This is a genomic window from Vibrio sp. V43_P6S15P86, assembly GCF_009904725.1.
GTDB classification, from domain to species: domain Bacteria; phylum Pseudomonadota; class Gammaproteobacteria; order Enterobacterales; family Vibrionaceae; genus Vibrio; species Vibrio diabolicus.
In genome coordinates this window covers 1-23765 of sequence record NZ_WXWT01000117.1, presented here as the reverse complement: position 1 = coordinate 23765, position 23765 = coordinate 1, and the positions used below count along the sequence as shown (strand labels likewise).

The 23765-nt window shown below is 44.5% G+C and carries 19 protein-coding genes and 1 pseudogene; 15 read left to right on the top strand and 5 right to left on the bottom strand.

The genetic code is table 11. From position 1 onward, the window contains the following. Positions 1-28: 28 nt before the first annotated feature. Positions 29-475 (bottom strand): hypothetical protein, encoded by a 447-nt coding sequence (locus tag CAG69_RS05010; RefSeq protein WP_053809238.1) that lies wholly within the window; start codon positions 473-475, stop codon positions 29-31. A 150-nt stretch (positions 476-625) separates the two neighbouring features. Between CAG69_RS05010 and CAG69_RS05005 the strand changes: the two genes are divergently transcribed. From CAG69_RS05005 to deoD, 10 genes are all read left to right on the top strand, one after another. After that, on the top strand, positions 626-1036 hold the full coding sequence (locus tag CAG69_RS05005) for a DNA polymerase III subunit psi (RefSeq protein ID WP_047008945.1): 411 nt from the start codon (positions 626-628) through the stop codon (positions 1034-1036). Positions 1037-1091: 55 nt separating this feature from the next. Then, positions 1092-1547, top strand: coding sequence for a ribosomal protein S18-alanine N-acetyltransferase (gene rimI / locus CAG69_RS05000; RefSeq protein WP_005394641.1), 456 nt, complete (start codon positions 1092-1094; stop codon positions 1545-1547). A gap of 146 nt (positions 1548-1693) precedes the next feature. Beyond that, positions 1694-3283: a peptide chain release factor 3 gene (prfC, locus tag CAG69_RS04995; protein ID WP_012841453.1), complete on the top strand. Its 1590-nt coding sequence runs from the start codon at positions 1694-1696 to the stop codon at positions 3281-3283. A 95-nt stretch (positions 3284-3378) separates the two neighbouring features. Then, complete coding sequence (locus CAG69_RS04990; RefSeq protein ID WP_046875042.1) at positions 3379-3576, top strand: DUF5363 family protein; 198 nt, start codon at positions 3379-3381, stop codon at positions 3574-3576. Continuing rightward, a complete protein-coding gene (locus tag CAG69_RS04985; RefSeq protein WP_161443015.1) occupies positions 3563-4336 on the top strand; it encodes a TatD family hydrolase in 774 nt (257 codons plus the stop codon). The genes CAG69_RS04990 and CAG69_RS04985 overlap by 14 nt, the downstream gene beginning before the upstream one ends. A 204-nt stretch (positions 4337-4540) precedes the next feature. After that, a complete protein-coding gene (locus tag CAG69_RS04980; RefSeq protein WP_006742377.1) occupies positions 4541-5824 on the top strand; it encodes a NupC/NupG family nucleoside CNT transporter in 1284 nt (427 codons plus the stop codon). 581 nt (positions 5825-6405) lie between these two features. Next, positions 6406-7182 carry a deoxyribose-phosphate aldolase gene (gene deoC, locus CAG69_RS04975; protein WP_006742378.1) on the top strand — a complete coding sequence of 259 codons (777 nt, stop codon included), beginning with the start codon at positions 6406-6408 and terminating at the stop codon, positions 7180-7182. A gap of 97 nt (positions 7183-7279) precedes the next feature. Next, positions 7280-8608, top strand: coding sequence for a thymidine phosphorylase (gene deoA, locus CAG69_RS04970; RefSeq protein WP_161443013.1), 1329 nt, complete (start codon positions 7280-7282; stop codon positions 8606-8608). A 68-nt stretch (positions 8609-8676) separates the two neighbouring features. Continuing rightward, entirely contained in the window at positions 8677-9897 is a 1221-nt protein-coding gene (locus CAG69_RS04965; protein WP_161443011.1) for a phosphopentomutase, read from the top strand. A 138-nt stretch (positions 9898-10035) separates the two neighbouring features. After that, on the top strand, positions 10036-10755 hold the full coding sequence (deoD, locus tag CAG69_RS04960; RefSeq protein ID WP_006742381.1) for a purine-nucleoside phosphorylase: 720 nt from the start codon (positions 10036-10038) through the stop codon (positions 10753-10755). Between the two features lie 97 nt (positions 10756-10852). On the opposite strand, the gene CAG69_RS04955 is transcribed toward deoD, so the two are convergent. Next, positions 10853-11458: a YtjB family periplasmic protein gene (locus CAG69_RS04955; protein WP_041852892.1), complete on the bottom strand. Its 606-nt coding sequence runs from the start codon at positions 11456-11458 to the stop codon at positions 10853-10855. Positions 11459-11549: 91 nt separating this feature from the next. On the opposite strand from CAG69_RS04955, the gene serB reads away from it, so the two are divergent. Continuing rightward, the gene (gene serB, locus CAG69_RS04950) at positions 11550-12530 is read left to right on the top strand and encodes a phosphoserine phosphatase (RefSeq protein WP_006742382.1); all 981 of its coding nucleotides are present in this window, start codon (positions 11550-11552) and stop codon (positions 12528-12530) included. A 64-nt stretch (positions 12531-12594) separates the two neighbouring features. Here serB and CAG69_RS04945 read toward each other — a convergent pair whose 3' ends face one another. Continuing rightward, the gene (locus tag CAG69_RS04945; protein ID WP_104969747.1) at positions 12595-14943 is read right to left on the bottom strand and encodes a PilZ domain-containing protein; all 2349 of its coding nucleotides are present in this window, start codon (positions 14941-14943) and stop codon (positions 12595-12597) included. Positions 14944-15079: 136 nt separating this feature from the next. On the opposite strand from CAG69_RS04945, the gene radA reads away from it, so the two are divergent. Beyond that, on the top strand, positions 15080-16459 hold the full coding sequence (gene radA / locus CAG69_RS04940; protein ID WP_046875036.1) for a DNA repair protein RadA: 1380 nt from the start codon (positions 15080-15082) through the stop codon (positions 16457-16459). 215 nt (positions 16460-16674) lie between these two features. Further along, entirely contained in the window at positions 16675-18765 is a 2091-nt protein-coding gene (gene fusA / locus CAG69_RS04935; protein WP_012841459.1) for an elongation factor G, read from the top strand. A 151-nt stretch (positions 18766-18916) separates the two neighbouring features. Here fusA and CAG69_RS04930 read toward each other — a convergent pair. Next, positions 18917-19831: pseudogene (locus CAG69_RS04930) on the bottom strand (LysR substrate-binding domain-containing protein); the annotation flags it as partial. Positions 19832-19929: 98 nt separating this feature from the next. Between CAG69_RS04930 and CAG69_RS04925 the strand changes: the two are divergent. Continuing rightward, positions 19930-20139 (top strand): DUF1127 domain-containing protein, encoded by a 210-nt coding sequence (locus CAG69_RS04925; protein ID WP_161443009.1) that lies wholly within the window; start codon positions 19930-19932, stop codon positions 20137-20139. A 67-nt stretch (positions 20140-20206) separates the two neighbouring features. On the opposite strand, the gene CAG69_RS04920 is transcribed toward CAG69_RS04925, so the two are convergent. Beyond that, the gene (locus CAG69_RS04920; RefSeq protein ID WP_161443007.1) at positions 20207-21898 is read right to left on the bottom strand and encodes an AMP-binding protein; all 1692 of its coding nucleotides are present in this window, start codon (positions 21896-21898) and stop codon (positions 20207-20209) included. 476 nt (positions 21899-22374) lie between these two features. Between CAG69_RS04920 and CAG69_RS04915 the strand changes: the two genes are divergently transcribed. Continuing rightward, positions 22375-23370, top strand: coding sequence for a transporter (locus tag CAG69_RS04915; protein WP_005380160.1), 996 nt, complete (start codon positions 22375-22377; stop codon positions 23368-23370). Positions 23371-23765 lie beyond the last annotated feature (395 nt).

Here is a 23765-nt window from a genome sequence, read left to right as displayed (position 1 = left end):
TAGTTCATTGAAAACTGAGATAGGGAGATTAGGATGACTGGTCACTTTTCTTCTTACCCCAAACCTCTATTTTTGCTTTCTTACTTAGCCCTAAAACATTGAGTTTTCTGCTGCCCCAACTACTGTAAGTCATTTCAATCTGTTTTAGCTTCGCTTCTTTTGAGCCAGGAAGGCTCCATGCACGAGTCGATAATCCACTTGTTAGCACACCCATAGAGGTTAGCTTTTTCTCACTACCGTCCGTCATCAAGACTTTTAAGTCGTTAATGTCTACCGTGCCCTGCACACATTTCAGTTTAATTTTACTGAAGCTGCGATTTCGAAATAGGCTATTTGGTGTCACGGTATCCGTTTCTGTTTGGAATTTGACGGTTTTCGTTGCAATCAGCTCCCACTCATCGCTGCTATTAGCAAAAACACTCATGCTGGTGGCGGCTACCAGTGCGCAAAGCAGCAGTGTAGGTAAGAATTTCATAATGTACCTCATATGTTATACCTACGGTATGGCCATTGTCATAGGCAGAACAGTTCAATCATTCCAATGTATTGAGGTGTTCCTTGAAGTCCTTTAGGTATAATCACGATTATTTGTTAGGATTGCCCTCGTTCAAATAGGTGACGGAAAATGTCAATTAACGAGAAACAGTATTTACACGAAATGGGCATCAGCACATGGGAGCTGGTACACCCAGATAGATTGGCAGGTTACCAATCGCCAAAAATCGATTTGCAAAGTTCTTGCAAACTCCTGTTGATCTCTCCGGTATGTCCAGAGAATGAGACGGCGGTTTTGTTTGAAAACATCCTAAAGAGTATGAAGTTAACGCTTGACCAAGCGTTACATATTGAGCCAGAGCGATTTCCATTACTTGGCCAGCACGAGCTTGAGTGGGTTTGGTTTGCAGGGTGTGAAGCCGAAGTATTGCCTGACACTAAACAATTGACATCGCCATTGTTGCAAGATGTGGATGGGAATACCCAACAAAAACGTGCACTTTGGCAACAGATTTGTTCTTACAACAATTCGAGCAAATAAGCATTAATCCCCGTTTTACTGCAATTGGTATTGCACATGAACCCCTAGGTAAATAATGACAACTAAAATCTTACCAATGTGCGCTGAGCACTTAGATCAAGTTTGGCAAATTGAGCAGCAAGCACACTCGCATCCGTGGGCAGAGTCTTTGGTACGTGATTTATCCAGCCGTGGAGCATGTCATCATGTGATGCTCGATGGCGAGATGGTGATTGGCTACTTCTATGCGCAGAATATTGTCGGTGAAGTTACGTTGCTGAATATTGCTATCGCGCCGCATCTTCAGGGTAAAGGCTATGGTCAAAAACTGTTGGATGCGTTCTTAGAACATTGTGAGCAATCAAAAGCGGAGAGTGCTTGGCTTGAGGTGCGAGAGAGTAATAAGCCTGCTATTTATATTTATGAACAAGCTGGATTCAATGAAGTTGATCGACGTCATAACTATTACCCTGCGAAAACTGGCACGGGAAAAGAAGATGCCATCATCATGAGTTATCTCTTCTTTCACTAACGTTAACGCATCCCATAAGGGAAGTCGCTCCTAAAGCGATCAGTTGCCCCTGAGGCAATAATAAGCGAGAATACCGCGCAATATTGAATCTAAAAAGCGTGTTTGCTTTTCGAGCAAGCATTCAGACATCAAAGAAGACCAGTTTCATGTCAAATACACCTTTTCTAAGCGAAGTGTCTAAACGTAGAACGTTCGCTATTATTTCTCACCCGGATGCGGGTAAAACCACCATTACTGAAAAAGTCCTTTTATTCGGAAACGCGATTCAAAAAGCAGGTACGGTTAAAGGTCGTGGTAATGCACAGCACGCAAAATCAGACTGGATGGAAATGGAAAAGGAACGTGGTATCTCGGTAACCACGTCTGTGATGCAGTTCCCTTACAATGATTGCCTGGTAAACCTACTTGATACTCCTGGACACGAAGACTTCTCGGAAGATACATATCGTACTCTAACGGCAGTCGACTCGTGTTTGATGGTTATCGATGCTGCGAAAGGTGTCGAGGATCGTACTCGGAAGCTGATGGAAGTAACCCGTCTACGTGATACGCCAATCGTGACCTTTATGAACAAACTTGACCGTGACGTTCGTGATCCAATGGAAGTATTGGACGAAGTAGAAAACGAATTGGGCATGATGTGTGCCCCTATCACGTGGCCAATCGGCTGTGGTAAAGAGTTTAAAGGTGTGTATCACATTCACCGTGATGAAACGATTTTATACGAATCTGGTCACGGTCATGAGATTCAAGAAGTTCGAATCATCAAAGGTCTAGATAACCCAGAGCTTGATGAAAAAGTCGGTGCAGGCCTTGCGGAAAGTGTTCGAGAAGAGCTTGAGCTTGTTATGGGTGCTTGCCCTGAGTTTGATTTGGAAATGTTCTTAACAGGTGACCTGACGCCAGTTTACTTCGGTACCGCATTAGGTAACTTCGGTGTAGACCACATGCTAGACGGTCTAACAGAGTGGGCACCAGCACCGAAAACGCGTCAAGCGGTTGAGCGTGAAGTTGAAGCGACAGAAGAGAAGTTCTCTGGTTTCGTATTCAAGATCCAAGCAAACATGGACCCGAAACACCGTGACCGTATCGCATTCATGCGTATTGTATCGGGTACTTACACGCAGGGTATGAAGATGAACCACGTTCGTCTTGGCAAGCAGGTGAGTATCTCTGATGCAGTAACCTTTATGGCGGGTGACCGTTCACGTGCAGAACACGCTTACGCGGGTGACATCATTGGTCTGCATAACCACGGCACTATTCAAATTGGTGATACTTTCACGCAAGGTGAGTCACTGAAGTTCTCTGGTATTCCAAACTTTGCGCCTGAACTGTTCCGTCGTATTCGTTTGAAAGATCCACTAAAGCAGAAACAGCTACTAAAAGGCTTGGTGCAACTATCAGAAGAAGGTGCGGTACAGGTATTCCGTCCACTACAAAACAACGATCTGATCGTTGGTGCCGTTGGTGTACTTCAGTTCGATGTTGTTGTGGCTCGTTTGAAGTCTGAATATAACGTTGAAGCGATTTATGAAGGCATTAACGTTGCAACTGCGCGTTGGGTTGAGTGTGATGATGCGAAGAAACTGGATGAGTTCCAACGTAAGAACCAAGCAAACTTAGCATTGGATGGTGGTGATAACCTAACGTATATTGCACCAACAATGGTTAACTTAAACTTGGCGAAAGAGCGTTTCCCTGATATTGATTTCCGTGCGACGCGTGAGCACTAATCAAAAAGCGGTTTGGGTAAGCTTTAACGCAAACTAGATTTTAAAACGCCCTTGGCTATAAACTTAGCCAAGGGCGTTTTTTATAAGGATGAGATATGAACTGGTTTAAACGAGGATTGAAGCGTTACGACGACTGGTGCAAGGAGATGGGGTTAACCCCTGATCAAAAACGCAGCTGCGTTCCGTATCGAAAAGATCCTGCCCATCAAAATGAAGAGAACAGTGAAGCTCTGCTATTTTCTGATTCTCAGTTTGTCGGTACAGATAAAAAGTCTCAAGATGAAGCTCTTTGATACCCATTGTCACTTTGACTTTGATGTATTCCAAGGTGACTTTGCACATCAACTTGAGCTAGCTCAAACGCAAGGCGTGACAAGAATTCTGATTCCTTCAGTGGGACCTCAAAACTGGGCTCGTATTCAAACCTTGGCAGATCAACATGCCAATTTGTATTACGCCCTTGGGTTTCATCCGTATTTTCTTGAAGATAACGTCGAGCAGCACTTTGCTGAATTGGAACATTATCTAAAACAAAATGCTCCCCAGTGCGTGGCAATAGGAGAGTGTGGGCTAGATTTTGCCATTGATGTTGACCCACAGTTGCAAGAAAAGACACTTGAAGTTCAATTTGAACTGGCTAGACGCTTCGAACTCCCAGTTATTTTACATAGCCGAAAAGCGCACAATCGCCTTATTCAAATGGTTAAAGCGGCGAAGCTCCCTCGGGGCGGTGTGCTACATGCTTTCTCTGGGAGTTATCAGCAAGCAATGGAGTGGGTCAAATTAGGTTTTTTTATCGGTGTAGGAGGAACCATCACCTACCCAAGAGCGAAAAAAACGCGCGACGCAATTCAAAAATTACCACTCAAACATCTCGTGATCGAAACAGATGCACCGGATATGCCTATACTTGGGTATCAAGGGGAGTCGAATCACCCAGCCAAACTCATTCACGTCTTTAATGAGCTCGTAGAGTTGCATAACGGCTCAAAGCAATCGATTGCCTCTCAGTTATGGAAAAATAGCAATTTTGCTTTCTCGATATGTGAATAAAATCTAAAGATGTGGTTTGAAATAGAAAACGTTTTCCTGCTTATTGTGAATTAACTCACAAAGCTGGCTGAATCAATCATGAATCTTATAGGAAAGTGTGAGGCTGGCATTACTTTAATTGATTCTGCATGAGTATAATTGCTCCCGCTTTATAGCTCCATTTTGTAACACGCCAATAAATAACTTATAAGGAAGTCATAAACTATGAGCCTGTTTATGAGCCTAATCGGTATGGTAGTGCTTCTTGCGATTGCAGTGGCATTTTCTAATAACCGAAAAGCTATCAATCTAAGAACTGTGGGTGGCGCATTCGCTATCCAATTCGCATTAGGTGCATTTGTTCTGTATGTACCTTGGGGCCGTGATCTACTAAACGGTTTCTCTTCAGGTGTTTCTAACGTTATCAACTACGGTAACGATGGTTCATCATTCCTGTTCGGTGGTCTTGTTTCTGACAAGATGTTCGAAGTATTCGGCGGCGGCGGTTTCATCTTCGCATTCCGTGTTCTTCCTACACTGATCTTCTTCTCTGCACTGATTTCAGTTCTTTACTACATTGGCGTTATGCAATGGGTTATCAAGATTCTTGGTGGCGCACTACAAAAAGCGCTGGGCACTTCACGTGCGGAATCAATGTCAGCAGCAGCAAACATTTTCGTAGGTCAAACAGAAGCACCTCTAGTTGTTCGTCCATTCGTTCCAAAAATGACTCAATCAGAGCTATTCGCGGTAATGTGTGGTGGTCTAGCTTCTGTTGCTGGTGGTGTACTAGCGGGCTACGCTTCAATGGGTGTTCCACTAGAGTACCTAGTAGCAGCATCATTCATGGCGGCACCAGGTGGTCTACTATTCGCTAAAATCCTTCACCCAGAGACTGACCAGCCTCACGAAAGTATCGAAGAAGCGATGGACGGCGGCGACGACAAACCAGTAAACGTAATCGACGCAGCAGCGGGCGGTGCGGCTTCTGGTCTACAACTTGCGCTTAACGTAGGTGCAATGCTAATCGCATTCGTTGGTCTAATCGCGCTGATCAACGGTATGCTAGGTGGCATCGGTGGTTGGTTCGGCATGCCAGAACTAACGCTAGAGCTAATCCTAGGTTACGCATTCTCTCCACTAGCATTCCTAATCGGTGTTCCATGGGCTGAAGCAGTAACTGCTGGTTCATTCATCGGTCAGAAAATCGTAGTGAACGAATTCGTTGCTTACTTGAACTTCACACCATACCTAGGTGAAAACGCTCAAGTAATCGCGGCAACTGGTGAAGTAATGTCTGAGAAGACAACAGCTATCATCTCATTCGCACTATGTGGTTTCGCGAACCTTTCTTCTATCGCGATTCTACTTGGTGGTCTAGGTAGCCTTGCACCAAACCGTCGTAGTGACATCGCTCGCATGGGTGTTAAAGCTGTTCTTGCAGGTACGTTGTCTAACCTTATGGCAGCGACAATTGCAGGCTTCTGCTTAAGCCTTGCAGCACTATAATTAGAATCGGTTCTTAATATATAGACGCCGTTTTACATCATGCCCTGTAGCAAGAGATTGCTGCGGGGCATTTTTCGTTTTTCGGGCTCTAAAATTTCACCGGGTGCCGGACTCAGTCTATGAGTTACGCAGCCGATGGAATAGGGGCTAGGAAATTTTGAGATACAAACCGTTTGCGCTCTATTTGGTGCTACAGTTTTGCGGTGAAACTCTATAATGTATTAATCACAGGATAGTGGTTAAGGTTGATACTTAATCACGTAATGAATATTACATAATCGATGGGCAAATGACTTGCCCAGCAATATCAGATCTAATAGGCGTTTTGCTGTGTGATGTGATATTAAAGACACCGCAATCATAGATTGTTGTGCCATAGGCCAAACTGGTACTGTGCGGTGACAAGGATAGCAATTGGCATATGAAATTTTCGCTGTATATGCCGAGTCTTCAGGGAACCAAGTCCGTTCATTAATAGACTGTTTAGCCATTTACTCACATTGTCTCGACTTGTTGATTATAGTTAGAGACGTGATGTAAGGCTGAGTAGTGAATTTTTTGAATATTGATCGGAGATAGAAATGAGCGATTTAAAAGCAGCAGCGCTACGTGCACTTAAACTTATGGACCTAACTACGTTGAATGACGATGACACTGATGCAAAAGTGATCTCATTATGTCATGACGCGAAAACAGCAGTAGGCAACACAGCTGCAATTTGTATTTACCCTCGCTTTATTCCTATTGCTAAGAAGACACTTCGTGAGCAAGGTACGCCAGAGGTTCGCATTGCAACAGTAACGAACTTCCCACACGGTAACGACGACATCGAAATCGCTGTTGCTGAAACAAAAGCGGCGGTTGCTTACGGTGCAGACGAAGTTGACGTTGTTTTCCCATACCGCGCGCTAATGGCGGGTGATGAGAAAGTAGGCTTCGAACTAGTTAAGCAATGTAAAGAGGCTTGTGGTGATATTCTTCTTAAAGTGATCATCGAAACGGGTGAACTAAAAGAAGAAGCACTAATCAAGAAAGCATCTCAAATCTGTATTGAAGCAGGTGCTGACTTCATTAAAACTTCAACTGGTAAAGTGCCAGTAAACGCAACACCAGAATATGCACGCATGATGCTTGAAGTGATTCGCGACATGGGTGTTGCAGAAACTGTTGGTTTCAAGCCAGCAGGTGGTGTGCGCACTGCTGAAGATGCAGCTGCATACCTAGCAATGGCTGATGAAATCCTAGGTGACAACTGGGTTGATGCCCGTCACTACCGTTTCGGTGCGTCCAGCCTGCTAACTAACCTACTAAATACATTAGAAGTGACAGACGAAACTGCTGATCCAGCAGCGTACTAATCCCAATAATATGTCTGAACGGTAGCACCTAAACGGGTGCTACCAAACCTCTTCTATCCTACTTAACCATGGCTCACTGAGAGCATGGGAGGCACTAATGTATTTACCACAAGAAATCATTCGTAAAAAACGTGACGGTGAAGTACTTACCGCAGACGAAATCAACTTCTTTATTCAAGGCGTAGCAAATAATACCGTATCTGAAGGTCAGATCGCGGCGTTTGCTATGACGATTTTCTTCAATGAAATGACCATGGATGAGCGCATCGCCCTAACGTGTGCAATGCGTGATTCGGGCATGGTTATCGACTGGAGCCACATGAACTTTGGTGGCCCAATTGTCGACAAACACTCTACCGGCGGTGTGGGTGACGTAACGTCTTTGATGCTTGGCCCTATGGTGGCAGCATGTGGCGGTTTCGTACCAATGATCTCTGGCCGTGGTCTTGGCCACACAGGCGGTACGCTAGATAAGCTTGAGTCTATTCCAGGCTACAACATCACACCAAGCAACGATGTGTTTGGGCAAGTAACTAAAGATGCAGGCGTGGCGATCATCGGTCAAACTGGTGACCTTGCTCCAGCGGATAAGCGTGTTTACGCGACTCGTGATATTACCGCAACCGTAGACAACATTTCTCTGATCACGGCATCCATTCTTTCTAAGAAATTGGCGGCGGGTCTGGAGTCGCTAGTAATGGACGTTAAAGTCGGCTCTGGTGCATTCATGCCAACTTACGAAGCGTCTGAAGAGCTAGCGAAATCAATCGTAGCAGTAGCAAACGGTGCGGGTACTAAGACCACTGCAATCCTGACAGACATGAACCAAGTATTGGCCTCTTCGGCAGGTAATGCGGTGGAAGTTCGTGAAGCGGTTCGTTTCCTAACGGGTGAATACCGTAACCCACGCCTACTTGAAGTGACCATGGCTTCTTGTGCAGAAATGCTGGTACTTGGCAAACTGGCTGAGAACACAGAAGACGCACGTGCAAAATTGATGGAAGCTCTAGACAACGGCAAAGCAGCAGCATGCTTCGGCAAGATGGTTACTGGTCTTGGCGGCCCAGCAGACTTCGTAGAAAACTACGATAACTACCTAGAAAAAGCGGAAATCATCAAGCCAGTTTACGCGACGGAAACGGGCATTGTTTCAGCAATGGACACGCGTGCTATTGGCATGGCTGTCGTTGCTATGGGTGGTGGTCGCCGTGTTGCTACTGATGAAATCGACTATGCCGTAGGTTTCGACGAGTTCATCCGCTTGGGTGAAGTTGCAGATAGCGATAAACCTCTTGCCGTTATCCACGCTCGCAGTGAAGAGCAGTGGGAAGAAGCGGCAAAAGCACTGCGTAGTGCAATCAAAGTAGGTGGTGAGTACACACCTACTCCAGAGGTTTACCGCCAAATTCGTGCAGAAGATATTTAATAGAACAAGTAATTACACAAGGCCTACTCAACCATAATAAAAAGCCGAGTGGGCCTAAGGAACGAGCAATGAAAAGAGCATTTATTTTAGTACTAGACTCATTCGGTATTGGTGCAACCGCTGACGCTGAGAAATTTGGTGATGTAGGTTCAGACACACTAGGCCACATCGCAGAACAATGCGAAAAAGGCTTAGCAGATAACGACCAACGTCAAGGCGCACTTCGCCTTCCAAACCTATCTAAGTTAGGTTTGGCAATGGCACATAAAGAGTCAACAGGTCGCTTCGCACCTGGCCTAGACGCTGATGCAGAAATCATTGGTGCGTACGGTCACGCAGCAGAGCTTTCTTCTGGTAAAGATACGCCGTCTGGTCACTGGGAAATCGCAGGTGTTCCTGTTCTGTTTGACTGGGGTTACTTCACAGACAAAGCAAACAGCTTCCCTAAAGAGCTGACGGATCGCATCCTTGAGCGCGCGGGTCTTGACGGTTTCCTAGGTAACTGCCACGCATCTGGTACTCAAGTTCTTGATGACTTGGGTGAAGAGCATATGAAGACTGGGCAGCCAATCTTCTACACTTCTGCGGACTCTGTATTCCAAATCGCCTGTCACGAAGAGATATTCGGCCTGGATCGTCTACTAGAGCTTTGCCAAATTGCGCGTGAAGAACTAGAAGATTACAACATCGGCCGTGTAATCGCGCGCCCATTCATTGGCCCGGGTAAAGGTCAATTTGAGCGTACGGGTAACCGTCGTGACCTATCTGTAGAGCCACCATCAGCGACTATCTTACAAAAGTTAGTTGATGAGAAGGGCGGTCAGGTTCATTCCATCGGTAAGATTTCAGATATTTATGCAGGTTGTGGGATCACTAAGAAAACCAAAGCAACAGGCATTCCAGCACTATTTGAAGCAACGAAAGAAGCGATCAAAGAAGCGGGTGATAACACCATCGTATTCACTAACTTCGTTGACTTCGATTCAGCTTACGGCCACCGCCGTGATGTAGCGGGTTACGCTGCGGCGCTTGAGTACTTTGATGGTCGCATCAATGAAGTGCTTGAACTGATGGATGAAGATGACGTGCTTATCCTAACAGCAGACCACGGCTGTGACCCTACATGGCCAGGCACTGACCATACTCGTGAGCACATCCCAGTATTGGTTTACGGCCAAAAAGTGCCAGCAGGCTCTCTTGGCCGCCGCGAAACATTCGCAGACATCGGCCAAACATTGGCGAGCTACTTCGGTACTTCTCCAATGGATTACGGTAAGAATTTCCTATAATTAGGATATTGAAAACTAGGAGCTGAATGCTCCTAGTTTTATGTTTGCAGTATGCAAGTACTGCTTGTCGGAAATGAGAATACTCTGGCTTATATCGCCTTAAGCGCGGAGCGCTAGAGAAAGGTTAAGGAAAAGAAAATGGCAACTCCACATATCAATGCTGAAATGGGTGCATTCGCAGACGTCGTACTGATGCCGGGTGACCCGCTACGTGCAAAATACATCGCAGAAACCTTCCTTGAAGACGTTGTGCAAGTGTGTGATGTGCGTAATATGTTCGGTTACACAGGCACATACAAAGGCCGTAAGATCTCGGTTATGGGCCACGGTATGGGTATCCCATCATGCTCGATTTACGCAACAGAGCTAATTAAAGACTTCGGCGTGAAGAAAATTATCCGTGTTGGTAGCTGTGGCGCAGTAAACGAAGACATCAAAGTGCGTGATGTTGTGATCGGCATGGGCGCGTGTACGGATTCTAAAGTGAACCGTATCCGTTTTAAAGGTCATGACTTTGCTGCAATCGCAGACTACAAAATGGTTCGCGCGGCAGAAGACGCAGCAAAAGCACGTGGCATTGATGTGAAAGTCGGTAACCTATTTTCAGCGGAGCTTTTCTACACGCCAGATCCAGAAATGTTCGACGTAATGGACAAGTACGGCATTGTTGGTGTTGAAATGGAAGCGGCGGGTATTTACGGCGTAGCGGCAGAATACGGTGCAAAAGCTCTGACAATCTGTACGGTTTCAGATCACATCAAAACGGGTGAGCAAACAACTTCTGATGAGCGTCAAACAACATTCAACGACATGATGCTAATCGCACTAGATTCAGTATTGCTAGGCGACGAAGAATAAGCGACAAAGAGTCATCTTAGTTTCTTGACATTAAGAACTAAAAGAACAGCCCGCACAATGCGGGCTGTTTTTGTATTAGATGTTGATTACCGACTGACTATTTGGTTAGCAGTAGGTTTTGCGCTTTTTTACGGCGGATAGGCTGTCTACGTAAAATCATAATGAATAACATGCCGCACACAAAACTCATTAGCACCATCATGTACATGTAGCGATCACTCTTACGATAGTGGTGGTCAGAAATCGCGGTTACACGACCTGTCTCAAAGGTAACGCGAACAAAACCGATGAGTGCTTCATCGGCAAATACTGGTTCAACCAACTGCTGGCGGCCAATGGAAGCTGTTGCCAAGGGCGTGTCTAAGCCTAAAACTTCGCGTACCGATAGCGCATCTTCACTAGACGCTAAACGTACGCCTTGTGCATCATATATTGTCGCATCAAACACCAAACGGTCTTGTGCTAGCTGGTTTGTCAGCTTAAGTAAGCGTTCTTGATCTTTGGTCAAAATCATTTCACTGGCAGAAAGAGACGCCTGTGAAATCAAAACTTTGGTGAGTGTCTCAAGCTGCTGTGCTTGAATTTTCTCGTTGCCCTTACTGATCACAACACTGTTTTTGATCGTGATAAACAACATCACACACAGTAGGATTAGTGCCAGAATTCTTAGGGCATTCCTTACTGAGAACAAGGATTCACTCATGCTCTTTACTCATCCATTTAAAATAAAACAAAGACTTGCCTTTTTAGTTTGTTGAGGTAACGTTTTAGCAAAGTCATAAGGGATTATATACATGGACGCGTCAAAAAGCTTGCCTATCAGAAAACATACGACACTTTTAAAACGATTACCCGAGACTCGATTTGCCTCCCAATTAGATAAAGCAAAAGCAAACTGGATAGTGTTTGCAGAATACCTTTCGCCACGTCATTTTGAAGACATTGATTTCTTCACTGGTGTCTACAACCCCGTGTTAGAAACGTGGAAAGTTGGCCAATATGAAGTCGCCTTGATGGCAGGAGAGTTGACCCCTCAACACGAAACGATCTTACAAAGCCTCAACTTGGATTACGCCTCGCTTAATGAAGTTCCAGATCTCTCAACCCAAGGTTTGATTGTATTTGACATGGACTCAACGGCAATCCAGATAGAGTGTATTGATGAAATCGCAAAATTGGCCGGAGTCGGGGATGAGGTGGCAGAAGTTACTGAACGTGCGATGCAAGGAGAACTGGATTTTGAGCAAAGTTTGCGTCAACGCGTAGGCAAGCTCAAAGGTGCTGATGAATCAATTCTTGAACAAGTTCGTTCCCAATTGCCATTTATGCCGGATTTTGAAGCGTTAATCGCAACGTTAAAAGCACTAGGCTGGAAAACAGCGATTGCTTCCGGTGGTTTTACTTACTTCTCGGACTACATCAAAGATAAAGTCGATTTAGATTTTGCTCGCTCTAATCAGTTGGAAATCATTAATGGTAAGCTCACGGGGAACGTACTTGGCGATGTGGTTACCGCGCAGATGAAGTCAGATATCCTGGTGGAGTTGGCGGATGAATACGAAATTGAGCAGCACAACACGGTTGCTGTCGGTGATGGCGCTAACGATCTTGTGATGATGTCGGTGGCGGGCTTAGGTATCGCGTACCACGCAAAACCTAAAGTGGAAGCTCAAGCGCAATCTGCGATTCGCTTTGCAGGCTTAGGCGGTGTGCTCTGTATTTTATCTGGTGCACTGGTGAAGCAGCAAAAGGTCAGCTGGAAAGCAAAACCTTAATTTATCCATTCAAAAACACCGCCTTTCTGGCGGTGTTTTTCGTTGACTTAGTATGGCTCTAAATTTACTCGGTTAACTCCAATCTAATTACAACCTCTTCCGTAATGTCTTCAAACTCACTGTAACCGACCAAAGCGGTCAGCTCCTTTTCTAATTTGCTCGCTTGATGTACACCAAATTGGGTTAAGTCACTTAAATCTTGTTGCAGCAACGATGTCATCGGATCGAAAATTGGGGCTGTAGATAAGCGAATTACGTAGAAGTCACCCATCATTCGCGCTTTCTTTATAAATTGAATCCGTTCTTTTACGCTGTTGAACTCTTGATGAAGCTTAGACTCAATGCCTGTAATTTTATTGCCGACTTTGGCTGCGCTAATGTAGATATCCTGATGCCTTGCTTGAGCTCCCTCTACACGCTTTATCGGCTCTGCGATTAATGTGCTTGTTCGACCTTTAAAGATAGGTTCAAGTGACAACAATTGATCGTGCCCAAGGCGGGCAAAAAGCTCAATGTGCTTAGGTAGCGGCAAATTCACCCCAATAACGGGGGTTTTGATTGAAGACGACGCTGTTTTACTGATAAAAATGGGTGTGCTCAGAGTTCGAGAGAGCAACATGCTGTGCAGTCTTTCAAGTAACGCATTACTCGGTAGCATCTCTTTCTGCGGGATCAACTTATCTTGATTGTGCTCGATAATGCTGTTGAAAAAGGCGATCACTTTAATGGTGTGGCTGCTTTCATCAATAACTAACTGTACGCTACAGCCATCTGGGCTAACACGAATTACCCGGTATGGCACCGACGTTAAAGGCAGCTTTTTGTCGTAGAGTTGTAACTCTCGGAAGTTGACCTGAACCTCTTGCCCAGAGCGCAACATGGTAGGTTCGTCCAGTTTAATGCCGAGCCCTCGCTTTGAAATATCGACGGTGCTGCCGCTCGCTGTGACAGGCCCAGAACGCAGTTCTATTGGGGTCTTAAATCGGTAACGTGGCTCTTTACGACGAGACTTGGCATCAAAATAAATGCCTTTCGGGTTGCCTATAATTCTTCTCGGATGGCGAAATGCATTTAACGTATTTGCGGGTAAGCGCGGCTTTTCAGTGAGCAGATAATCCTGCCCTGATTTTTCGTCAGCAATTTCTTGCAAGATGCCTATGTGAGTCAATGATTGGGACGTTTCAGCTAACTCCGGAGAGAAAGCGGCTAAGTCTTCCTGTTCTTGCTCTGACAGTTCAAATATCGAAATTCTAAACGCGCGCCAACTTTCACGTTTAGCACCTAAATGCCAAAATAGCTGGCGTTGTTCACGAGTGGCCTCAGGGCGAAGCATCGAATAGAAATAGGTTCGGTTTTCGTGCTCGTGAGTAAATGAATAAAGGACATTGGTGGTGCCTTTAACGCCAGGTTTAATGAGTGACGCGACTCGCTTCTCATTAAATAAGGATCCAAACATTTGCTGGTTCCTTTCATCATGCCAGTACTGCCAAAGCTTTTGATTGTTTGGCGTCAACATAGCGAGTTTCAGCTCACTGCCATCAAAGAATAGAGGTAAGCTGCTGGTGTGCTTAAGCGCGATGTGCTCATAACCACGAGTTCGAGCTCGAATGATCTTATCTTGATTATCGTGACGAGCTCTTTTAGCTGCGCTGTTGAGCGCTTCATCGATCACTCGAGTAACGACATTGGTTTCAGTTAAACGTATGGTTCTGAGGTATCGAACTGAGTCATTCTCGTAACAGTCATCAACCGCAAGTATGCGGTACGCCAGCGGTTTCTCTATACCGGCAACCTGAGATTTGCTGGCAAATTCAGTAAACGTGACCTGAATAATCTCCCCAAGGTTATATTTAAACGCACTTGGGACTTTGAACTTTGCGCCAGAGCAGGATAAGTCAATGCTTAACCCATGCAGAAGTTGCCCTTTAGAGCGGCAAATCTCGACTTGAGATTGGACTTTCAAGCGCTTTTCTTGGCGCTTTAAGTCATAGCCGAGGTGAACGGGCTCCGCTAAGAAAGGGCTTTTAGGATCCGTTAACGATTGCGTTTTTTGTTGAGTAAGACGTTTGCTCATTACGCGAAAGTTATTCCGTGTGTTGACCAAAGCTTCCCACATTCCCTCAGTGTAGCCGCCAAACTTTTTGATGTTTTTATGGTAAGCGTTGAAAGCAACGTCATCTAACCAATGTGGAATACCATCCAAAATATACTCGCGACATTCACCTTGGACGCGACCGCGCAGATCGATGCTTTTTTTGCACGGAGCCATCAAGCGATTAAGTTCCATCTTCACTAAGATTTTGGCCGAAGGCGGCTCTTCCTCGGTCAATTGGCCAAGGACAAAGTCAAAGTCATCCGAACCGTAAACGGGAATGAGTCGTTCTGCGATCGAGAGAATTTCAGATTGCTGCATTATTTCTGTTAGAGTATGTCGTTACTTTAAATTGTATCGGCTAAGCGAAGTAAAACTTAAGTATATCAATAGTTCATTTCAGTTAAGGTCTGACTTGGCTGTGCTTAGTCACATTTGTAGAAAAAATCGAGGCATCATGGCGAAAGCAAAACGAGCGTATGTTTGTAATGATTGTGGCGCGGACTTTCCCCGTTGGCAGGGGCAGTGTAACGCATGTGGTTCGTGGAATACGATAACAGAAGTCCGTATCGCTGCATCGCCAACGGTTGCTCGTAATGAACGTTTATCCGGCTACGCGGGTTCCGCAACAGAAGCAACAGTTCAAACGTTATCCGAAATTGATCTGCAGGAAGTGCCACGCTTCACCAGTGGGTTTAAAGAACTTGACCGCGTATTAGGTGGGGGCGTTGTACCCGGCGCTGCTATTTTGATTGGTGGTAACCCTGGCGCGGGTAAATCCACCCTGCTGCTGCAAACCATGTGTAGTTTGTCTGCGCAAATGCCAACGCTCTATGTAACAGGTGAAGAATCGTTGCAGCAGGTAGCAATGCGAGCTTCTCGACTGGGCTTGCCGAAAGAGCACTTAAAGATGTTATCGGAAACAAACGTCGACAAAATTTGCCAAATTGCCGAAAAAGAGCAACCTCGCATTATGGTGATTGACTCGATTCAGGTAATGCACGTTTCAGATGTTCAATCGTCACCGGGCAGTGTTGCTCAAGTACGTGAATCTGCGACTGCTCTGACACGATACGCAAAACAGAATAACGTCGCGGTATTTATTGTTGGTCACGTAACAAAAGATGGTACCCTTGCGGGCCCTAAAGTTCTTGAGCACATTATAGACTGTTCAGTGCTGCTTGATGGTGGTACTGATAGCCGCTTTCGCACATTGCGTAGTCATAAAAACCGCTTTGGCGCTGTGAATGAGCTCGGTGTTTTTGCAATGACAGGCCAAGGGTTGAAAGAAGTGAGTAACCCATCCGCGATTTTCCTTTCTCGTGGTGAAGAAGAAACATCAGGTTCTTCTGTTATGGTCGTGTGGGAAGGTACGCGTCCTCTATTAGTAGAGATTCAAGCGTTGGTGGATTACTCGCAATTGGCAAACCCTCGCCGTGTTGCGGTCGGTTTGGAGCAGAACCGCTTATCACTTTTGCTCGCTGTGTTGCATAAGCATGGTGGCTTACAAATGGCAGACCAAGATGTCTTTGTTAATGTGGTTGGCGGTGTTAAGGTGACGGAGACGAGTGCCGATCTCGCGTTAGTTATGGCGCTTTTATCGAGTTTTCGTGACCGTCCACTACCCAAAGATGTGGTTATTTTTGGTGAGGTCGGGCTTGCAGGCGAAATCCGTCCTGTGCCAAGTGGGCAAGAACGTTTGAATGAAGCGTTCAAACATGGTTTCAAGAAAGCCATTGTGCCTGCAGCCAACATGCCGAAAGGCGGCATTCCTGGCATGCAAATTCACGGCGTTAAGAAATTGTCGGAAGCCATAGAGGCTTTTGACGAGCTGTAATGCTCATAAGAATGGTATTTGTGGAATCACAAACTGTTCTATCCGTCCTCAATAAAATGCGAATAAAGTACATAAATTGCTGTGTTTGACTATGCTTTGGGGACGGAAATTTCACGTTAAAATTTTTTTTCTTCCATCCGCACGCAAGGGTATCAGTATTGACAGAATGTGATATACTCTGCGCGCACTTTATACCTTATTAACAGAGTAAGACAATGACTGATTTATCAAAATACAGAAACATTGGTATTTTTGCTCACGTAGACGCGGGTAAAACTACCTCTACAGAGCGTATCCTAAAGCTAACTGGTAAGATCCATAAGATCGGTGATACACACGACGGTTCAACTACAACTGACTTCATGGAGCAGGAAGCTGAACGTGGTATCACAATCCAGTCTGCAGCAACAACTTGTTTCTGGAACGATCACCGTCTAAACATCATCGATACTCCTGGACACGTTGACTTCACTATCGAAGTTTACCGTTCTCTAAAAGTACTTGACGGTGGTATCGGTGTATTCTGTGGTTCTGGTGGTGTTGAGCCTCAGTCAGAAACTAACTGGCGTTACGCTGACGAATCACACGTATCACGTCTGATCTTCGTTAACAAACTAGACCGTATGGGCGCAGATTTCTACAAAGTTGTAGATCAAGTACAAAACGTACTAGGTGCTACACCTCTAGTTATGACTCTACCTATCGGTATCGAAGAAGATTTCGTAGGTGTTGTAGACGTACTAAGCCAACAAGCTTACGTATGGGATGAGTCTGGCCAGCCAGAGAACTACGAAGTTCAAGATATTCCAGCAGACATGGTAGAAAAAGCTGCTGAATACCGTGAAATGCTAATCGAAACTGCTCTAGAGCAAGACGAAGATCTAATGATGGCTTACCTAGAAGAAGGCGAAGAGCCATCTCTAGAAGACATCAAACGTTGTATCCGTAAAGGTACTCGTGATCTAGCATTCTTCCCAACTTACTGTGGTTCAGCGTACAAGAACAAAGGTATCCAACTTATTCTTGACGCGGTAATTGATTACCTACCATCTCCAACAGAAGTTGATCCACAGCCTCTAACTGATTCAGAGACTGGTGAGCCAACTGGTGAAGTTGCGACTGTATCTGCAGACGAGCCACTACGTGCGCTTGCATTTAAGATCATGGACGACCGTTTTGGTGCTCTAACCTTTATCCGCATCTACTCTGGTAAGATGAAGAAAGGTGACACAGTACTTAACTCTGCAACTGGTAAAACAGAGCGTATCGGCCGTATGGTTGAGATGCACGCAGACGAGCGTAACGAGATCGATTCAGCACAAGCTGGTGACATCATCGCTGTAGTTGGTATGAAGAACGTTCAAACTGGTCACACTCTATGTGATCCTAAGCACGAATGTACTCTTGAGCCAATGATCTTCCCAGATCCAGTAATCTCTATCGCAGTTAAGCCTAAAGATAAAGGCGGTTCTGAGAAGATGGGTATCGCGATCGGTAAAATGGTTGCAGAAGATCCATCATTCCAAGTTGAGACTGATGAAGATTCAGGCGAAACTATCCTGAAAGGTATGGGTGAACTTCACCTAGACATCAAGGTAGATATCCTTAAGCGTACTTACGGCGTTGAGCTAGAAGTTGGTGCTCCACAGGTTGCTTACCGTGAAACTATCACTCAAGCAATCGAAGACAGCTACACGCATAAGAAACAGTCTGGTGGTTCTGGTCAGTTCGGTAAGATCGATTACCGCATCAAACCAGGTGAGCCAAACTCTGGCTTCACGTTCAAGTCAACAGTTGTTGGTGGTAACGTACCTAAAGAATTCTGGCCTGCAGTTGAGAAAGGCTTTGCGTCAATGATGGAGCACGGTGTTCTAGCTGGCTTCCCAACTCTAGACGTTGAAGTTGAACTATTCGACGGTGGTTTCCACGCAGTTGACTCTTCAGCTATCGCTTACGAAATCGCTGCTAAAGGCGCATTCCGTCAGTCTATGCCTAAAGCTGGCGCGCAACTTCTTGAACCAATCATGAAAGTTGACGTGTTCACTCCAGAAGATCACGTTGGTGACGTAATCGGTGACCTTAACCGTCGTCGTGGTATGATCAAAGACCAACAAGCTGCGTCTACTGGCGTACGTATCAAGGGTGATGTACCTCTATCAGAAATGTTTGGTTACATCGGTACTCTACGTACAATGACTTCTGGTCGTGGTCAGTTCTCTATGGAGTTCTCACACTACGCACCATGTCCAGCAAACGTTGCTGAGCAAGTAATTGCTGACGTTAAAGAGCGTAACGCTAAGAAGTAATTCTTAAGTTAACTCTGTAACTTGAAAGCCCCGCCTAGTGCGGGGCTTTTTGTATCTAACCGCTTATACACAGCGCGTTTTTGTTTCGCTGGTATACGTCTTTGGTGTTGTTTACCGACAATTCTGAAGCTGAGCCAGTATTACTAACATTGAGGTCGATGGTTTTAAAATCTGGTATCACTGACTTTTCAAATGTTTCTATTTCTTCTCTCAACCATTCGAACAATTGGGCTTTAGGTCGCTTTAAGTAGCCTTTTGGAGCGCACAGGTAATACGCAAATTTGGGTTTAATGGCTATATCACCAATTCGGACCAGTTTGCCTGAACGAAAATATTGATGAGCTAAACTGTGTTTGACGAGCGCTACGCCTTGTAGTGATAACGCGGCTTCTAACACTAAGTGTGAGCCACTGTATTTTAAAGCAGGCTTTGCTGCTGAATGACCAAGTCTCGCTAACCACATGTTCCAGTCCAGATCTGGCCAAACGTCTTCGATGAGCTCTGCTTTGCTTAAATCTTCAATGCGATAGATGCCGTGCTCTTTCTGATATACCGGGTGACAGGCAGGATAAAAAGCTTCATCCATTAGCCATTGTGATTCTAAATTAGGGTATTTTCCTAAACCGTAACGGACACACAAATCGATCTGACTATCTTGAAAAGACACCAAATCATTGGTTGGTTCTAATAGTAAGGCGATATCAGGGTGACGCTGACGAAAAGCCGTAATTTTCGGGACTAACCAATGGTGAGCGAAAGAGGGGAGTGTTGATATCGAAAGGTGGTTAGGATTAGGATCTTGATTCACCAATCTCACCCCTTGCTGCAAATGAGCAAACCCTCTTTCAGCCTGAGTAAACAGCAGCTCTCCCTCAGGTGTGAGCACGATTTTTCTGTGCTGGCGAACAAATAAGTCCGTTCCTAAAAACTCTTCAAGATGACGAATTTGCTGACTAATGGCAGCTGGCGTGACAAACAATTCTTTTGCCGCTGTTTTAAAGCTTCCTTCCTTTGCTGCAATGAAGAAGTAATACAAGCCCTGTAAAGGAGGCATTCGATCTTTCACATTAGTTTTCCTTAACTCAATGGCAGATTCTATCGTTTGAGGATATCAGCGTAGTCGCTGATTATTAAGTGGTCAACATTGTTATAGGAGTTGGTTACATGGAAAACATGACATACACTTGTGAGCGCACTTTACCAGCTGACCATCAGACCGGATTACAGTTAATTTATTCTAAACTTGCTAGTTGGAGAAGAAACTACAAGACACGTCGTCACTTGAGAGAGTTACCAGAACATCTTTGGGACGATATAGGATTAGATGAAAAGGAGATTAATAGTGAAGTGAGGAAGCCGTTTTGGAGAGATTAGTTATGAGTTTGATTCGAGCTCAGAATTAAACTGCACTCCCCAATGATATTGAGGAGTGCAGACAAGGCTATAAATCTTCTTCCCACACAACCAATTCACCTTTCGGCCAGTTGTGACCAATTTCATGATACTTTTGCTCAAGCACATGACGTTTAATTTTGAGTGTTGGCGTCAATACGCCATTTTCAATGCTCCAAGGCTCTTTAATCATTAATACGCCTTTGATTTGCTCATGAGAGGCGAGTTCTTGATTCATTTTTGCAATGACTTTGCGGGTGGTTCGTGCGTACCGCTCTCGATCAAAGTTAGGAAAATCATGTGGCACAACCAAAAGAATCGGGGCTGGTAGCCCTAAACCGATGAGGCACATCATCTCTACGCGACTGTATTCGAAAAGTTTTTTCTCGATAGGAACTGGAGAGACAAACTTACCTTTGGCGGTTTTAAAGTTATCTTTTTTACGGCCTTGAATGGTTAGGTAACCATCTGAGTCGATAGAGCCGATATCGCCTGTGTGTAGCCAGCCCTCTGAATCAAAAGACTCTTGGGTGGCAATGTCATTTTTGTAGTAGCCAAAAAATAGCCCTTTGCCACGCACCATGATTTCATCATCGTCAGCGATTTTTAACTCAATACCTGGTCCAGCATTACCGACACTACCAATTTTGTCAGCTCTAAATGGGTAGTTGAGCGTGCTATAAGCAAATGATTCTGTCATGCCCCAAGCTTCAGTAATATTGAGTCCTACAGAGTGGTACCATTCCAGCAGTGCTGGTGATACCGGGGCAGAGCCACAGCCTAATACTCGAGCCAGATCCAACCCCAATCCTTCTGCGAGCTTTTTCTTGATCAGAGAATTGACGAATGGGATTTTCAATAGAATGTTGAGCTTCTTCTGTGGAAGTTTGTCTTGAATACGTTGTTGGAATAGCGTCCATAATCGCGGGACTGAGATAAACAGAGTCGGGCGGTGCATTTTTACATCTTCGATAAAGGTATCCAATGATTCTGGAAATGCTGTTGGTACACCACCCATGATGGATGAGCCAAAAATGTAGACGCGCTCTGTAATATGAGCCAAAGGTAAGTAAGAAAATAGACGATCATTTTCTTGAATACCGATATGGTTTATCAGTTGTTGTACTGACCAGTTAAACGCTCCGTAGGTCAGCATAGCACCTTTCGGTAATCCTGACGTACCAGAGGTATACACCAAAGACATTAGCTTATCGTCGTAGTGCTGTGGACGCTCTTCACTTGGCATTGCATCGGCAATGAGTGCTTGGTATTCATACTGACATTTTGGTGCCGTGTCATAAGGTAGAGCGATACTAATGAGCTCCGGCATAGCATCAATGACTTGCTGAGTTGCTTTGGGATCATCGAGTTTTCCGCCAATGATCGCTTTACTTTCACTATGAGTCACACAGTATTCGATGGTGTCTGCACCGGCGGTAGGAAAGATTGGCACACTGACATAGTCACCAAGCATCATAGCAAGATCGCAAATAAACCATTCTGCACAGTTTTTAGATACTAACGCGACTTTGTCGCCAGGCTTTACACCAAGCGAGCGTAGTGCGCTGACAAGTTTTAAGGCTTGATCTGCAACATCAGAGAATGTGTACTCAACAAACTGTCGGTTAATAATTTGTTTTAGGTAGACCTCATTTGGACGCTCTTGAGCCCATTTGAGGATCATTTCATTTGGTGGTGGGAGAGCGCAACCAGCAGCGCTATTTAGATTCGGCTGATTCATTTTAAGTGACTCCATGTCTTCTCATTGTATTTATAATTGTTAACGCATTGTTAACTTTAGCATGTTAAATCGCGACACGGGAATGCATTTTGATGAAATATGTGGGGAAGATAGCGTTAGTTATGGTTGAAGTCGGAGCGACTCGATCTAAAAAGCAATGTGATTGATGCTACACAAAAGAGAACAGGCTTTTCAGCTGTTATGTCATACCGACTTCATACTAAGAGCACAGGTAAGCAATTTATTTTATTAATAATATTGCGAAAACATAGAATCTATCCTAATTATTTATTAACTAGTGGCTTAGTGTTGAAGATAAGTATAAATGTCTCCTAATTTCTTCAAAGCGCCAAACTTAAAGGTATGTCGTGGTTTTGAAGTAACTATACTAATCTTACTTTGGAAAGTTAGGAGCTTCACCTCAAGCTATTGCCTGAGATTACTTGGGTACGATCATCAGCAAAAGGAAAGATGTGATGTTACGGAAGACTTTACTGGGTACCTATCTTTGTAGTTTATTCATTGCGGGGAATGCATATGGTGCTGAAGGAGATGATATTCCTCAGCGCGCCCAAACGGTTGGTGATGTTATTGAGCGCCCAGGCGTTCTCACACCTAAAGGTAAATGGTCATTTGATTCGTCTTTAAGCTATACACAAAACTCTTCAAACAAAGTATCTGTTGTTGGGTATACAGTCTTACCAACTCTGATTGTTGGGCGAATTGAAGTGAGTGATTCGGATAGGACTACAGTAACCGTTGGATTAACTGCTCGGTACGGTTTAACAAACGCCACAGAGTTAGAAGTTAGAGTGCCGTATGTGTATCGTAATGACCAAGTTTCTACGCGCCCCATTCAAGATGGTTCAAACAGTGAAGTAGTAAACACAACGGTGGATGGCGGAGGGCTTGGTGATGTAGAGTTCGCATTGAGGCACCAGTTTAACTTTGAGTCTGCGCCATACTGGGTAGGTGGCCTTAGAGTAAAGTCGGATACAGGACGATCGCCTTATGATGTTTCTATTGAAGATGGAAGCAACTCATTTAGTGATGTCCCTACAGGTTCGGGTTTTTGGAGTTTTGAGCCTAATTTATCTCTTATTCACCCTGTTGATCCAGCGGTCTTGTTCGCTAGTCTAAGTTACATTTATAACTTAGAGGATACTGTTACAGTTGGCGATACAAAAGCTGATGTTGAACTTGGAGACACTATTTCTCTTTCAGGAGGAATGGGGTTTGCGGTGAATCCTGATCTTTCATTCTCTTTAGGGCTTAGCCATAAAACTATTTTAAAAAGCAAAGTAAATGGCAGATCGGCAGATGATGCTAAGTTGCTTCAATTAGATGCATTAACTTTTGGTATAAACTATGCCTTTAGTGAACGCTCATCTATCAATGTTAGTGCTCAAGCCGGTCTTACAGAAGATACTCCCGACTTTCAATTAACAGTACGAGTACCTTTTAATTTGTAAAATGGATATTAGGCCCTTGATTTTTGGGCCTAATCTACCGTTAGCGTTTAGTGTTCGCATTATAAATTAATTGGATTATATTGGATAAAGTAGGTATATACTCTAAAAATGATGGTGGCCGATTGATATTTCAACCTTTCTTTTGGTATGTAATCATAGATATCAGTCGTTTCTAATATCAAAGAAGCTTAACGTGATAATTTTTCAGATAAAAATGGAAATGCTCATTGAAGGTGGTTCAATAAGGCGTCTTCTAATTGTTGGTTTGCTTTGATTTCCCGTATTACCCCATTTACTTGAGCATCAATGTCTACGAGCGTGCTAAGTCCAATAATACTGTTATCTTTCGTGTTTTGAATAATATTGATAATGCTTGAGTTTATAAAGTCTGAACT